The sequence below is a fragment of the Streptomyces sp. YIM S03343 genome (assembly GCF_054729195.1).
The window spans coordinates 1,192,004-1,205,515 of sequence record NZ_JBPUKX010000001.1 but is presented as its reverse complement, the minus strand read 5'-3'; the positions used below and the strand labels follow the sequence as shown (position 1 = coordinate 1,205,515).

At 72.8% G+C, this 13,512-nt stretch carries 13 protein-coding genes; 7 read left to right on the top strand and 6 right to left on the bottom strand.

Annotated features, from left to right (window positions below; translation table 11 throughout):
• Positions 1–30 precede the first annotated feature (30 nt).
• On the bottom strand, positions 31–276 hold the full coding sequence (locus ACSYGN_RS05190) for a GntR family transcriptional regulator (protein WP_460392278.1): 246 nt from the start codon (positions 274–276) through the stop codon (positions 31–33).
• A gap of 148 nt (positions 277–424) precedes the next feature.
• Here ACSYGN_RS05190 and ACSYGN_RS05185 point away from each other — a divergent pair, with 148 nt between their 5' ends.
• Positions 425–622 (top strand): hypothetical protein, encoded by a 198-nt coding sequence (locus tag ACSYGN_RS05185; RefSeq protein WP_460392276.1) that lies wholly within the window; start codon positions 425–427, stop codon positions 620–622.
• 287 nt (positions 623–909) lie between these two features.
• On the opposite strand, the gene ACSYGN_RS05180 is transcribed toward ACSYGN_RS05185, so the two are convergent.
• A complete protein-coding gene (locus ACSYGN_RS05180) occupies positions 910–1,143 on the bottom strand; it encodes a helix-turn-helix domain-containing protein (protein WP_460392274.1) in 234 nt (77 codons plus the stop codon).
• 200 nt (positions 1,144–1,343) lie between these two features.
• Here ACSYGN_RS05180 and ACSYGN_RS05175 point away from each other — a divergent pair, with 200 nt between their 5' ends.
• Positions 1,344–1,547, top strand: coding sequence for a hypothetical protein (locus ACSYGN_RS05175; protein WP_460392273.1), 204 nt, complete (start codon positions 1,344–1,346; stop codon positions 1,545–1,547).
• A gap of 167 nt (positions 1,548–1,714) precedes the next feature.
• Here the strand turns inward: ACSYGN_RS05175 and absR1 are convergent, their stop codons facing one another.
• Positions 1,715–2,800: a beta-glucuronidase AbsR1 gene (absR1, locus tag ACSYGN_RS05170; RefSeq protein ID WP_460392271.1), complete on the bottom strand. Its 1,086-nt coding sequence runs from the start codon at positions 2,798–2,800 to the stop codon at positions 1,715–1,717.
• A gap of 94 nt (positions 2,801–2,894) precedes the next feature.
• Here absR1 and ACSYGN_RS05165 point away from each other — a divergent pair, with 94 nt between their 5' ends.
• Positions 2,895–5,162, top strand: a complete 2,268-nt coding sequence (locus ACSYGN_RS05165; protein WP_460392269.1) for a LuxR C-terminal-related transcriptional regulator — start codon at positions 2,895–2,897, stop codon at positions 5,160–5,162.
• A gap of 44 nt (positions 5,163–5,206) precedes the next feature.
• On the opposite strand, the gene ACSYGN_RS05160 is transcribed toward ACSYGN_RS05165, so the two are convergent.
• A complete protein-coding gene (locus ACSYGN_RS05160; protein ID WP_460392267.1) occupies positions 5,207–5,428 on the bottom strand; it encodes a hypothetical protein in 222 nt (73 codons plus the stop codon).
• A 244-nt stretch (positions 5,429–5,672) separates the two neighbouring features.
• On the opposite strand from ACSYGN_RS05160, the gene ACSYGN_RS05155 reads away from it, so the two are divergent.
• Positions 5,673–6,626: a Dyp-type peroxidase gene (locus ACSYGN_RS05155; RefSeq protein WP_460392265.1), complete on the top strand. Its 954-nt coding sequence runs from the start codon at positions 5,673–5,675 to the stop codon at positions 6,624–6,626.
• 141 nt (positions 6,627–6,767) lie between these two features.
• Here the strand turns inward: ACSYGN_RS05155 and ACSYGN_RS05150 are convergent, their stop codons facing one another.
• Positions 6,768–9,389, bottom strand: coding sequence for a CHAT domain-containing protein (locus ACSYGN_RS05150; RefSeq protein ID WP_460392263.1), 2,622 nt, complete (start codon positions 9,387–9,389; stop codon positions 6,768–6,770).
• Between the two features lie 312 nt (positions 9,390–9,701).
• Here ACSYGN_RS05150 and ACSYGN_RS05145 point away from each other — a divergent pair, with 312 nt between their 5' ends.
• From ACSYGN_RS05145 to ACSYGN_RS05135, 3 genes are read left to right on the top strand one after another with little or no spacing between them, the layout of a single operon-like run.
• Positions 9,702–11,141 (top strand): S8/S53 family peptidase, encoded by a 1,440-nt coding sequence (locus ACSYGN_RS05145; RefSeq protein ID WP_460392261.1) that lies wholly within the window; start codon positions 9,702–9,704, stop codon positions 11,139–11,141.
• Entirely contained in the window at positions 11,138–11,776 is a 639-nt protein-coding gene (locus tag ACSYGN_RS05140; RefSeq protein WP_460392259.1) for an RNA polymerase sigma factor, read from the top strand. Before ACSYGN_RS05145 ends, ACSYGN_RS05140 begins: the two co-directional genes overlap by 4 nt.
• The gene (locus ACSYGN_RS05135) at positions 11,776–12,273 is read left to right on the top strand and encodes a hypothetical protein (protein WP_460392257.1); all 498 of its coding nucleotides are present in this window, start codon (positions 11,776–11,778) and stop codon (positions 12,271–12,273) included. Before ACSYGN_RS05140 ends, ACSYGN_RS05135 begins: the two co-directional genes overlap by 1 nt.
• A 248-nt stretch (positions 12,274–12,521) precedes the next feature.
• Here the strand turns inward: ACSYGN_RS05135 and ACSYGN_RS05130 are convergent, their stop codons facing one another.
• Positions 12,522–13,328 (bottom strand): N-formylglutamate amidohydrolase, encoded by an 807-nt coding sequence (locus ACSYGN_RS05130; RefSeq protein WP_460392255.1) that lies wholly within the window; start codon positions 13,326–13,328, stop codon positions 12,522–12,524.
• Between the last annotated feature and the right edge of the window lie 184 nt (positions 13,329–13,512).

Here is a 13,512-nt window from a genome sequence, read left to right as displayed (position 1 = left end):
CCCAGCCTATCGACCGGCAGCCCCAATCACTCATGCGGTCGGAGGCTCGTCGGCAACGAAAGTGCCGATGCCGGTCTCGCCGCGCAGCCAGCCCTCGCGCCGCAGGTGGGCCAGGGCCTTCTGGCTCGTCGACGCGGCGATACCCAGCTCGGTGGCGAGCTCCAACGTGGACGGAACGCGCGTTCCAGGCGGGTAGGTGCCGTCCTTGATGCGGCCGATGACGATCTGCGCCACCTGCCGCCACACGGCCCGCGTCCGATCAAGATCCTCACCCATGCGGCGAACGTAGGCACCTGCGCCATACCGCGCGACCGCAGCAACCCTCGGCATACCTCGGTAAGGCGCGGTATGGTCTGGGTCACGAGAAAGCCCCCGCGGCCTGCCAGGGCCCGGGAGCGCGGCCGACGCTTTAGGGAGCACCGACGTGGCAGAGCCTACCCAGACCACCCCCACCGAAGAAGTCCCACGCACCTACGCCCGCTGCAACTGGTGCAAGCAGCTCGCGGCCGGGGCGCGTCTCGTCGCCATCGTCGAGCAGGGCAGCGGCCGCGGTGCGAACCTCTTCGCCTGCAAGCCCTGCCGCGACCTGTACAGCCTGGTCCCGCTCACCGACCGGCCATGACCTGCCCGCCGTTGCCCTCCGCCTGCGATCTCACCGGCCCGCAGTACAGCGGCCACGCATGCGTCTGGTGCAGCACACGCCTCCAGCACGGGGCCGTCAGCCAAGGCCGAGCCACGGGCCGCATAGGCGCCCACATCATGGACGTCGAGGTGTACGCCTGCCCCCGCTGCGCCGAAGCCCCACAGACTCCCGGGACCGGAGTGAAGGCCGGAACCGGGACGCGGCCCCGTACAACCCCGTAGCGGGCGCCGCAAGCCCGCCGCCGGCCGCCCCTGGCCGGTGGCGGGTCACCTCACCAGATCGGCGAGGGGGACATCGAGCGCCGCGGCAACCAGGAGCAGATGGTCAACCAGCGTGGAGTGGGTGCCCTGCTCGATCCGGTTGATGGTCTTCCGGTCCAGTCCTGCGGCCTCGCCGAGCTTCTCCTGGCTCAGCCCTCGCGCGGTACGCGTGGCGCGGACGTGGTCCCCGATGGCCCGGCGGCGGGCGAGCGCCCAGTCGGGCAGGGGATCGGACGGCACGGGTCCACGCTGGTGCCCGTGGTGATCTTTGTCTGTACCATCGTTGGGACATCGTGAGTGCGGTTGCCGCCAGGAATGCAAGCCGGTCTGTACATAAAACACTCGTTCGAGTGGCGTGACATAAGACGCGTTGTCAAGACCTCAACGAAGCCCCGACGATCTACGTGTAACCCGCACACATCAGCAACAGGCGGCCGTACATGACCGATGAGCCGTCCCCCACGGGACCTCTCACCAGCACTCAGCGCACCCGCATCGACTGCGCCCGCCGCGACTACGAGCAGGCCCGCGCAGAAGATCTCGGCCGTCTCAGCGACGCCGCGCTGATCCTTCTCGTCGCCCGCATCCTCACCCGCCTCGGCGACGCCCTCGACCTCATCGACGAGATCACCGACCCCAGCTGAAACGCCGAATGGGCCCGCCACCACCCCCGTGTGGCGGGCCCAGCCGTGGGCCGAGAACACCCCCTCCGGCAGGTGCCTAAACAGCATCTTCCCCCGAAGGCTGCGTCCTCGGCCTTTCCCCCGGCGCCGGACCGTGGTCCGAGGTTCCGGATGCTACGGCCGTGCCGTCACCAGCACATGACCGCCGTCTGGCCCGAACCCCAGGTGGAGTACAGGCGCACCCGGACGACATAGCGTCGGCCCCTGACGAGGCGGACGTCGAGCAGTGCGTTGTGCGGGGTGCCGCCGTCGTCCCGGCCCGCGAGATAGCGCGGCTCGCCGTCGCGCTCCTCGAAGACCACGACCACCGCGTCGCACGCCCCGAACGTGCCCACCGAGTACTCGCGCGTCTCCGTCGGCTCCACGGCGAAGTCGGCCTGCTCGCCAGGCCCGAGCCGCAGCGGCGCGGAGCGGAACGGCTCCAGCACGACCGGTTCCGGACGCTCGGCGGGCGGATACCAGCGCAGTACGAACTCCTTGTCGGCCGGCGACAGCGAGCCCGGCGGGTGCACACCCCCGCGGTACTGCTCCGGCTCCAGGATCAGCCCGGCCCCGAACTGGTACTCCATGACGGACAGCGGGTCCCAGACGGAGCCGTTCACCTCGTCAGGGTCCAGTTTGCGCAGGATGTTGAAGTGCGTCTTGTTCCGGCTCCAGTAGTTGGGCGGGCCCGCCAGATCTGCGTACACGGCCTCGTCGTCCCAGTGGATACCGGCGAACGGGCTCTGGTGCTCGTGCAGCATGCCGAGCGCGTGCCCTATCTCGTGCAGCGCCGTCCAGCGCTGGCCCGGCGCCGTCAGGTCCCAGCCGAAGTTCATGGTGCGCTCGGTCAGCCCGACCGCCAGCGCCTCCCTGCCCACCGCCGACCAGGAACCGTCGCCCCACTGGAAGCCGACCCGCAGCTCGGCCTCGGAGCGGACGCCGACCTCGGCGAACGACACGCCGATGCCGAAGCCCTGCCACTCCCGGAAGCACTCCCGCACCAACTCCCGCTGCTCCTTGGCGCCCACCCACGACACCCGCCGTGTCTCCCCGGTGCCGGGGACCGGGATGGCGGAGGCGTCGGCGTCGCCGTCGAAGAACCAGTAGTGCAGGACCGTGCCGTTGACCCACATCTGCCGCCCGCTCATCAGCGCGCTCAGCCGTTCCGCGGCCAGCCCCGGTGGATAGAAAGGGGCCGGCTGCTGCGTGAGCGAGCAGTAACGGGCGGTCATGCCCCAAGCCTGCCGCCGCCCGTGCCCGGACGCCTGAGTCGGGGGGTACTCAAGTCGCCCTGTATCAGAGCTGAGTACGGATGCTCATGACTCCGTGACGACTTTTGAGCTGCCCTGGCCTTTCATCGGACGAGAGGACGAACTGGAACTGATCCGCCGCGCGTTGACCGCGGGCCGCCCCGGCATCATGGTCACCGGCCCGGCGGGCCGGGGCAAGACCAGGCTGGCCACCGAGGCCCTACGGGGCACCGGCTGCGCCCGGGTGACTGGAACCCCCGAGTCCCGGGACATCCCCTTCGCGGCCTTCGCCCACCTCCTCCCCGAGCCGGTGTCCCTGCACCGCGCGGTGCGATGCCTGTCCGGGGCCGGTTCCGGTTCTGGCTCTGGCTCTGCTTCCGGTTCTGGCTCTGCTTCCGGTTCTGGTTCTGCTTCCGGTTCTGGGGCGAGGGTGCTGCTCGTGGACGACGCGCACCTCCTCGACGACGCCTCCGCGGCCCTCGTCCACCAACTCGCCGTCCACGGCCGCGTCCGCCTCCTCGTCACCGCGGCCGACTCCGGCCCCGTACCCCCACCCGCGGTGTCCCGCCTGTGGACCGGCGACCTGCTGCCCCGCCTCCCCTTGACCCCCCTGTCCCACGAGGACACGACACACCTCCTCACAGCCGCGACGGGCACCACCCCGGACCCCCTCACAGCCTCCCGCCTGCACCGCCTGTGCCAGGGAGACCTACGGCTGCTGCGGGACCTGGTGGCGGCGGTGCGCGAGGAGGGCTGGGTGAGCGCGGGAGCCCCGGTGGTGGGCGTGCACGGGGGAGGTTCTTCGGCGACCGCGGGTGTGGGGCGCGAGTCCGGTGGGCCGACCGCCGCGCTGCGAGGGGTTGCGGTACCGATCGACTCGGGGCGTGGGTCCCGTGAGGCGGCTGCCGCGGTGCCGGGTGCCGGCGTGTCGGCCGACGCGGGGCGTGTGCGCGGACCGCTGGGCGGTGGGCAGGGTCGGCTCGATGCCTCGAACCCCGCGCGCCATGCGGCGGAGGCGTCGGCCGGCGTGGCTTGCGGGGCAGCCGCGTCCGCCGAACGGACGCACGGAGCCGCCGGACCGCGCGGTCAGGCCCCCCTGTACGGCGCCGGAGAATGGGCCTGGCGCGGGCCTGTGCCCGTCACCGCTGCCGTGCGGGAGCGCACCGCCGCAGTGCTCGCCCATCCGCATCCCGGCGCCCGCGACGTGCTGGAGCGGCTTGCCTTCGCCGAGCCCCTGGCGCTGCATCTGGACGACGCGCTCGACGCCGTAGATCTGGCCGTCCTGGAACAGTTGGAGGCCGACGCCCTGATCCAGGTCGACGACCACGGCTCCGTACGTCTCGCGCACCCCCTGCACGGCCCGGCGCTTCGGGCCGCGGCCGGGCGGCTGCGGGCCAGGCGGCTGGCCCGCAGCCCCGAGCAGTGCGCCGCCGCCCTCGACGCCGAGGCGGCCGTCCTGCTGCGGCACATCGAGGAGGCGGACGTACGGGCCCTGCCGACGCCCGTGGGGGAGTGGCTGGCCGAGGAGGGCGTCCCGGTCCCGGCCGGGTACGCGGCGCTGCGGGCGCGGTTCAGCCGGCTGCGCGGCGAACTGCGGGAGGCCGTGGCCTGGGCCCGCGAGGGTCTGCGCACGGCGCCTGTCGACGCCGCGTGCCGTCTCGAACTCGCCCTGTCCGCCGCCCAGTCCGGCGACATCGCTACCGCGCACAGGGTCTTCCCCGACGGCCGTGCCCCGGCCCGCGCCGCCACCTGGCTCGCCGCCGCGCGCGCCGACGTGCCCGAGGCGCTCGCCGCGATCGACGAGACGGACCCGCTCTCCCGCTATGACGCCGTACGCATCGGCGCCGCCGAACACCTCACCGGCCTGCCCCCGGTCTGCGACCTGTTCGCCCGGCACGCCGAGGCGCTCGCCCGCGCCGACGGTCCTGGCCTCGACCGGGCCGCCCGGGCCCTGGAGGAGCGTGGCTTCCTGCTGTTCGCGGCGGAGGCCCACGCCCAAGCGGTCCGCGCCCACCGTGACCCGCGCGCCGCCCGTACGGCCCGGATCCGCGCGGTGGCACTGGCCCGACGCTGCCAGGGCGCCCGTACACCCGCCCTGTCCGGGCTGGTCCTCGGCGAGCTGACCGCCCGCCAGCGCCAGATCGTCACCCTCGCCGCCGCGGGGCTGAGCAACCGCCAGATCGCCGAGCACCTCACCCTGTCGGTGCGCACCGTCGGCAACCACCTCTACGGCGCCTACACCCGCCTGGGTGACGTCGACCGGGGCACGCTGCCCTGGTTGGTGGACCGTCCGGGCACGGACGGGGAGGGAACGGTGGGCACGGAGGAGGCCGCATCGGCCTAGCAGCCGGAGACCGTGGCAAGGGCAGCCGTACGGCCGTCTGTCGGCTATCCGCCGCCGTCGTTCCAGTCGTACGGTCCGCCGCCGCGCCACTCGATCAGCTCGGGGTCGTCGACGGCGGTGTCGTGGGTGGGCAGCCCGGCGGCGTGCAGGAACTCCAGCACGTCGAAAAGGCTGTAAGCGGTACCCATGCGCTTGCCGTTGATCGTCACCCGGCGCCCGCCGTCCGGCTGAGGCGGAAGCACGACCGCTGGGGGGCGCTCGTCCATACCCCCACCATGCGCCGGAACCGCGCCGCGCGCAGCCCCGTGTGGGCGAAACGGGTGTACGGCGGCGCACAGCGGCGGCGCGCTCCCGGCTGGGCCGCCGACCGCCCTCGTGCGCCGGGGGCGCGCGGTGCACCGAATCCGGTGAGGCCGCGCAACCGACGCGCTCGTGATGCGTGCTGTGCAGGCATCTTCCGGTTCCCAGGAGGGCAGGGAGCGGCTGTACTGGTAAGGCGAAGGGGGACCCATGCCCGCCCAGACACCGTCAGCGTCGTCGTCACCGTCGCCCGGGTACCAGCCGCAGCCCGTGCCGACGACAGGAACGGCCGCCGCCGTCTTCCTGGTCGTCACCGTCGAACCGGGCGGCGAGCCGGTGGCCCGCGATCTGCTGGCCGCACTCGCGGGTCTGGTGAGGTCCTTCGGCTTCGGGTATCCGGACGGCGGCCTCGGCTGTGTGGCCGGGGTCGGCTCGGCGGCCTGGGACCGGCTGTCCGGCGCCCCGCGCCCGGCCGCCCTGCACCCCTTCCCGGAGGTCACCGGGCCACGCCACCACGCCCCGGCCACCGAGGGCGACCTCCTCTTCCACGTCACCGCAACCCGCCCCGACCTCTGCTTCGCGCTCACCGCCGAGATCGGCAGGCGGCTGCGCGGGGTCGCCGTCGTACAGGACGAGGTCCAGGGGTTCTCGTACCTCGACCGGCGCAATCTGCTCGGCTTCGTCGACGGCACCGAGAACCCTGTGGGGCAGGCCGCCGCCCGCGCGGCCCTGGTCGGCGACGAGGACCCCGGCTTCCGCGGCGGCTCCTACGTTCTCGTCCAGAAGTACCTCCACGACATGGACGCTTGGGAGAAGCTGCCCACCGAGGCACAGGAGCGGGTGATCGGCCGCACCAAGCCGACCAATCTCGAACTCGACGTGCCCGGCTCCCACGTCGACGTCAACTCCCTCGTGGACGAGCACGGCACCGAACAGCGCGTCCTGCGGGCCTCGATGCCCTTCGGACGGCCGGGACAGGGCGAGTTCGGCACATACTTCGTCGCCTACGCCCGCGATCCCGGGGTCACCGAGACCCTGCTGAGCCGGATGTTCCTCGGGACGGGCGAGACCGGCCCCGACCCCATCCTCGACTACTCCCGCGCCGTCACCGGCACCCTGTTCTTCGCCCCGCCGACCGGCTTCCTGGAGGGCCTCCAGGCCTGACGGCGCCCCCGGGCGTCGTCTCGTCAGGGACGGCGTCTTCAGGGGCCGTGTGGACCCCGTAAGGACCCGTGGATCCCACATGCCCCCGCCCACGCCCTCTCAGGCCGCCCCGAAGGACTCTCAGGCCGCCCCGAAGGACCTTCAGGCCGCCCCGAAGGCCGCGAACGCCCACCCCGTCGCCAGATGCGCCGCGTCCCGGGGCACGGCGGCCCGGGCGTCGCGCAGGGCCTCGGCCAGGGTCAGACCCGCCGCCAGGCCCTTGTGCAACGCCAGCATCAACGGCACGACGGCCTCGTCGCTGACCGGCGCGCTCGACGCCACCACCCCGGCCGTGCCCAGCGGCAGCAGGGCGGTGACCAGCCCGAGCAGTTCGTCCGCGCCCACCGACGCCAGCCGGGCGGTGTCGCAGCTGGAGAAGATGATGCGGTACGGGCTGCGGGCGAGCCGTTCGAAGTCGTGCACGATCAGCGGGCCGTCGGCCATCCGCAGCGAGGAGAACAGCGGGCTGTCCGCGCGGAACGTGCCGTGCGCGGCGAGATGAGCGAGCGCGGCGCCGTCCAGCGCCTCCAGAACCCGCGGTACGCGCGCGTCGTCGTACTCCAGGACGGTCGTACGGCCGTACCGGTGGACGAGTTCGGTGAGTTCGGCCAGTTCCGGCACCTCGGCGCCGCCGGACGCCAGACCGGGACCGCGCACCAGCACATGGCGCCCGCGCCGCGGGGGCTCCGTCTCGCGGGCCCGCAGCCAGCTGCTCGCCGACGGCGACACGCTGAGCACCCGGTCCCGCAGCGACGGCAGCAGCGCCCAGGTCACCCGGTGCAGCGCGTTCGGCGGCACCACCACGACCGGGCCCGCACCCAGATGCCGCGCCGCCCCGCCCAGCAGCAACTCCTCCAGACGCCGCCCCGCGGCCTCCACCAGCGGCAGCCTGGCCTCCGCGCCCGGATGGGCAAGCCGCCGCAGGGCCGCCTGGATGTGCTCGGCCTCCTCGACGGCCTCCGCCAGCCCGCCCGCCACGAAGCGCCGTACCCGGCCCTCCCCGCACAGCAGCACATGCACCCGCCCGTCGAGCACGGCGAGTTCCACCAGCCGCCCGTCCCCCAGCCGCTCCAGCAGCCGGGCCGGGTCGAAACGGTGCCCGTCGCCGCCCGCCTCGCCGCGCAGATGCAGGGTGCGGGAGCGGATCTCCCGCTCCAGGCGCCGCTGCTCGCGCTCCAGGGCCAGGAGCGGGCGGCCCTCCATCCGGGCGTTCTCGGCCTGGTCGGCGCTCACCCGGTACGCCGTGAGCGCGCTGAGCAGCGCCGGGTCGGCGGGCGGCCGGGTGGGCGGTGCCGTCAGCACCGTGGCCCGCCAGCGCTCGCTCCACACCAGCAGCCGGCGCGGGCCACCGGTGGCGAGGCTGGCCTGCTGGGCCATCGCGGCCAGTTCGGCACCCTGCGCGGTGGCGCGGGCGCGCAGTTCGGGGGCGCCCAGGGTCATCCGGTGGTCGTCGAGGACGGCCAGACCCCGACGGCACGCCTCCAGCACACCCCGGCTGGAGCCGGCCGCCCGGTGCCGCAGCGCCTGCGCCGCCCAGCCGGTCATCCGGGCCAGCGGCGGCCCGCCGTGTCTGCAGCGGGCCGCGGCCGTCAGATGCCGCTCGGCGTCCTCCGTCCAGCCCAGCGCGAGCGAGATCCGGCCCGCCAGCAGCGACGCCTCGGGTGCGCTGGGCGAGCCGAGGGAGGTCAGCTTCTGAGCGACCGCGGCGGCGTCCGCGACCAGCCGTCCGGTGCTGCGGCCCGCGGTGAACCGCGCCTCGATCGCCACCAGCCGGGCATGCGTCTCCCACCAGGTGCGCCGCTGGGCCGCGAACAGCTTCTCGGCGACCACGGCACGGGCTATCGCGGTGTGCGGATCGTCCGCGAGCCGGGCCGCGCGGGCGGCGGCCAGCAGCAGCTCCGCCTTCCGGGTGGACTGGCCGCCGATCGTGTCGAGCACCTGGATCGCCGCGTCGGCCTCGGCCAGCGCCTCCGGGGCGAGACCGGCCGCCATCAGCACGTCGCAGCGGCGGATGCTGAGCATGAAGGTGGGGGTGCCGAGCTTGGCGTACCGCTCCTCGGCCTCGTCGAGCAGCCGCAGCGCGGCGGGGATGTCGCCCGCGCGGAACGCCGCGAGGCCCCGGCTCTCCACCGCGTCCGCCTTGTCGTGCTCCTGCCCCGTGGTCTCCCACAGCCGCTCCGCGGCGGCGAAGTCCGCGTCGGCGCGGTCCACCGAGCCGAGCGCGAGATGCACGGTGGCCCGCAGGGTCAGCGCCCGCGCCGTCCAGATGACGTCGTCCGCCTGACGCAGCACGGGGATCGCCTTGCGTACGTCGTCCAGGGCCTCCCGGTGGTGCCCCAGCACCCACCAGACGTACGCCCGCCGGAACAGCACGCGCGCGCGGGTGTGTCCCGCCCCGCGTGCGACCCCGCGCTCGAAAGCCGCCAGACCTTGCCGAGTGCGCCCCGCGTGCACCAATGCGACGCCGAGCGTCGCGAGGACGTCCGCCTCACGCTCCGCCGAGTCCGCGCGCGCGGCGAGATCACGGGCGCGCCGCAGATGCCTGAGGGCGATCCGCAGATCGCCGAAGTCCCGTTGCCAGATGCCGATCACCTGGTGCGCGACCGAGGCGTGCAACGGCGGAGGATCGGTGCCGAGCACCCCCTTCGCCCCGGCCAGCGCGTCGTTCGGGGCGGCGAACACCATCGGCAGCAGATCGAGAACCGAGTCGCTTCCCGCTGTCACTCCAGCGATGGTAGTGGCCCGGGGCGCACCCGACACGGGTCCGGCGGAGTATCAGACCGTATCCGGCGGTGTAGTGGACTGTATCCAGCCGTATCCAGCCGTATCCGCCGTGTCTGCTGTGTCCGCTGTATGTGCCGTGTCCGCATTCCATCGAAATTCATTTGTATCGAATTCAGTTGTGCCGAACCGGCCGATGTGTACGACGATGCAGTCGCGCACCCGCGGTGCGGCCGGTGGCCGAGGCTGTATCAACCGCGGGCCGTGAGGCTCTGACTGACAACCGCATCCTCAGGGGGAGGGGACTGACACCCCATGGCACTACAGCGATTCCACGAGCAGTTCGACCAGATCCAGCGTTCCCTGCCCGATGTCCCGCTGGCGATGGGGCCGGACGACTCGGCGGAGTTCATCTACGAGAAGGGCGTCGTCCTCGCAAGGGACGGTGAGGAGGCCGCGCTGGTCGAGGACCGGGTGCGCTCCCACTTCACCGAGGCCACCGGACTGACCGCCGACCTTGTGCGCCGCGCCGGTCCGCAGACCAACCGGTCGGGTATCACCCGTATCCAGGTCGGCGACCCCGGCCACGGCGACCGGCACGGCGACCGTGCCGTCCACCACGCGCTGCGCGCCCTCAGCGAGGCGGAGGGTCGCGCCGGACGCCGGCTGGTCAGCCGCAACCACGTGGTGTCGATCGCAAACGTCAACGCCTGCCCCGGCGATGAGCCGGTGCCCGCCCCGCTCACCCAGGGCGTCAACCCGGCCGCGGCCACCACGCCCTACGACACCGACACCGCCGTGGGCGTCCTGGTCATCGACACCGGCCTGATGAGCGACTACCAGGCGTACCCGCTGTTCGCCCACACCCAGGGCGACGCCCAGGTCAGCGAGACCGACGACGGGGGCGTCCTCCAGCAGTACGTCGGCCACGGCACGTTCATCGCCGGACTGGTCGCGGCGGTCGCCCCCAACACCGACATCACCGTCCGCAACACCCTCAACGACGCGGGCGCGATCCTCGAATCCGACTTCGGCATCGCTCTGTTCGACGCGGTCGACGAGCACGGCTGGCCCGACATCATCAGCCTCTCCGCCGGCACCTCCAACGGCCGCACCGACGGACTGCTCGGCGTCGACGCGTTCATGCGCGAACTGCGCACCCAGGGCACCCTGCTGGTCGCCGCGGCGGGCAACAACTCCAGCGCCACGCCGTTCTGGCCCGCCGCCTACGCCGAACTGCCCGACTTCCGGGACGTCGTGCTGTCCGTCGGCGCGCTGCGCAGCGACGGCGAGTTCGGGGCCTGCTTCACCAACCACGGCTCCTGGGTGCAGGCATACGCCCCGGGCGAGCGCCTCACCAGTGCGTTCACCGGTTTCAACACGCCTGTGCCGTACGTCTACCAGCACTCCACCTACGACGCCTGCCGCTTCGGTTTCACCTACACCTGCACCTGCCAGCACCCGCGCCACACCGGGCTGCTCAGCGAGGGCCGGGAGGCCACCGGGGCCAAGCCGGACCAGGTGATGTTCGACGGGTTCGCCCACTGGAGCGGCACCTCGTTCGCCACTCCGGTGGCCGCGGCCATGGTCGCGTCGCGCATGACGGAGCACAAGGAGACCGACCCACGCGTGGCACGCAGTCAACTCCTTGAAGCCACCACCGAGTTCGCGGAAGTGCGCGGGGCGCACGTTCCCGCGCTGCGGCCCGCGACCTGGCGCCCGGTGCCGGTCGTGCGGCTTGCACCGCCGTCATGACAGCCGGAACCATCCACTCCACGGCGTACGATGACGTGCCGTACACGAGGGGTGGGTCTGTGGAGCGTTCAGAGGCCGGGGCGTTGGTCCGGCTGGCCGTCGACGGGGACGCGGCGGCCTGGAAGGCGCTGGTGGAGGGGCTCAGTCCGCTGGTGTGGTCCGTGGTACGCGCACACCGGCTGTCGGACGCCGACGGTCACGAGGTCTACCAGACCGTGTGGTTCCGCTTCGCCCAGCACCTGGGGCGCATCCGGGAGCCCGACAAGTCGGGTTCCTGGCTGGCGAGCACCGCCCGGCACGAGTGCCTCAAGGTGATCAAAAGCCAGACGCGGCTGATGCCGACCGACGATCCGCTGCTGCTCGACCGGGTCAGCGAGGACCGGACGCCCGAGCAGTCGGTCCTCGACTCCGAGGAGGCCGACGCCCAGGCGGAGCGGATCCGGCGGCTGTGGCAGGAGTTCGAGAAACTGGGCGACCGGTGCAGGCAACTGCTGCGTGTACTGATGGCCTCGCCGCCGCCCAGCTACCAGGAGGTGTCCGCGGCGCTCGGTATCGCCGTGGGCAGCATCGGGCCCCTCCGCCAGCGCTGTCTGCGCCGGCTGAGGGCCCGGCTAGACGCGAGAGGGACGGTGTGATGAGCGACGACGCCACCAACGGCAACAACGACGGCGACGAGGCGTTCTCCGACGTCCCGGAGGGCGCCCTGGAGACCGCCCTGGAGGAGGAACTGCGCCAGGCGGCGGCGATCCTGGACCCGGTCCCGGCCGAGCTGCGGCACATCGCCATCGAGGCGTTCGCCCTGCACGACATGGACGCCCGGCTGGCCGAGCTGACCTTCGACTCCCTGGTCGACGCCATCCCGGTCAGGGGCGCCCTGGACGCGCCGCGGATGCTGACGTTCACGGCGGGCGATCTGACGGTCGACGTGGAGGTCACCTCGCACGGCCTGATGGGCCAGCTGATGCCCCCGCAGCCGGCCGGCATCGAGATCCTGGCCGGCCCCCACCCCAAGGCCTCACTGAGGGCCGACCCCCTGGGCCGCTTCACCGGCGACCTCACGGTCTCGGGCCCCTTCGCCCTCCGCCTGTACACGGACGACGAGGTGATCGTCACGGAGTGGCTGCGCGCGTAGCGCTTGAGCGCGGGCGGCGAGGACGGTTCTCGCCCCCGCCGCCCCTTCCCGTCCCGACCCGACCCGGGGGCGCTGCCCCCGTACCCCCGCTCCTCAAACGCCGGAGGGGCTGAATTTCAGCCCGTCCGGCGTTTGAGGACGAGGCCCGAAGGGCCGACAGGGGGGTCTGGGGGCGCAGCCCCCAGGGACGGGAACGGGAAGGGGCGGCGGGGGCGAACCAAACCCGGCAGCGCCGGTGGCCCCCGCCGTCAGCGGCTGAGACGGTCGATCAGGCCGGTCAGGGCCGCGGCCAGGCGGCGGAGGCCGGGCCCCGACGGCCCACCGGGCTCCGTCATATAACTGTCACGGCGAATCTCCACCATCAGAGCCTCCACACGCCGATCTCGCCCGTAGTGGCCCAACGGGACGTACGTCCCCGAGAACGGACTGTCCAGCCCCACGTCGCCGACCGGCCCGAAAGCCTCCTGGGCCGCAGCCAGAAGCCCGGGAGGGGTGTGGAAGGCATCGGTACCCAGACAGATCACCGGCCGGGGCCCGTCGCCGTGAAGCTCGTAGGGCAGCGCGCGCGTCGGGTACGAGTGGATGTCGAGGATGACGGCCCGCCCGGCCGAGGCCAGCCGGTCGGCCACCGCGTCCGCCATCGCCCGAGCGTACCGGTGGAAGTACCGCTCGATCAGCGGCGCAGGGTCGGTGCCTTGGCCACGCAGGGGCGCGAGGTGCGTGGTGCCTGTGTAGACGGCGCCCATCCCGACCGCCAGCATCTCCTCCCGCTCGTCCGGGAACCGCTCGGGGTCGACGACCAGCCGTGACAGCCGGTTGACGAACCGCCAGGGGGTGACCGAGGCCGACTCGGCGGCCAACGCGGCCAGTTCGGCGGTGTGCGCGTCGGTGATGTGGTCCAGCTCGCGCTCCAGCGCCTCGTCGTCCAGCACGATGCCCTGGCGTACATCCGCCGGTACGGCACGTGCCGAGTGCGGCACATGCAGCAGCACGGGGGAGCGGCTGCTGCCGGGGAGGACCTCGAAGGACGGGGGCTGCGGTGCTGCGTCGGGCATCGGACGGCTCCTGGTGTCGATCTTCTCGCCAACCAGGAAATAATACGAAACGGCCTGGTCGGGGCCGTTGTCAGTACCGTGGTGCAGTATCGGAGATGCCGGACCGAGCGAACCGGAAAGCAGCCCAGCCGACGGCACGGCCGATCACCCATCTGCACACCCGACCACACAACCCAGTGCACGA

Bases quoted from the DNA above. Each gene is read 5' to 3' on its own strand.
- ACSYGN_RS05190 (WP_460392278.1), bottom strand. From the start codon at position 276: ATGGGTGAGGATCTTGATCGGACGCGGGCCGTGTGGCGGCAGGTGGCG.
- ACSYGN_RS05145 (WP_460392261.1), top strand. From the start codon at position 9,702: ATGGCACTACAGCGATTCCACGAGCAGTTCGACCAGATCCAGCGTTCC.
- absR1 (WP_460392271.1), bottom strand. From the start codon at position 2,800: ATGACCGCCCGTTACTGCTCGCTCACGCAGCAGCCGGCCCCTTTCTAT.
- ACSYGN_RS05155 (WP_460392265.1), top strand. From the start codon at position 5,673: ATGCCCGCCCAGACACCGTCAGCGTCGTCGTCACCGTCGCCCGGGTAC.
- ACSYGN_RS05160 (WP_460392267.1), bottom strand. From the start codon at position 5,428: ATGGACGAGCGCCCCCCAGCGGTCGTGCTTCCGCCTCAGCCGGACGGC.
- ACSYGN_RS05175 (WP_460392273.1), top strand. From the start codon at position 1,344: ATGACCGATGAGCCGTCCCCCACGGGACCTCTCACCAGCACTCAGCGC.
- ACSYGN_RS05135 (WP_460392257.1), top strand. From the start codon at position 11,776: ATGAGCGACGACGCCACCAACGGCAACAACGACGGCGACGAGGCGTTC.
- ACSYGN_RS05140 (WP_460392259.1), top strand. From the start codon at position 11,138: ATGACAGCCGGAACCATCCACTCCACGGCGTACGATGACGTGCCGTAC.
- ACSYGN_RS05130 (WP_460392255.1), bottom strand. From the start codon at position 13,328: ATGCCCGACGCAGCACCGCAGCCCCCGTCCTTCGAGGTCCTCCCCGGC.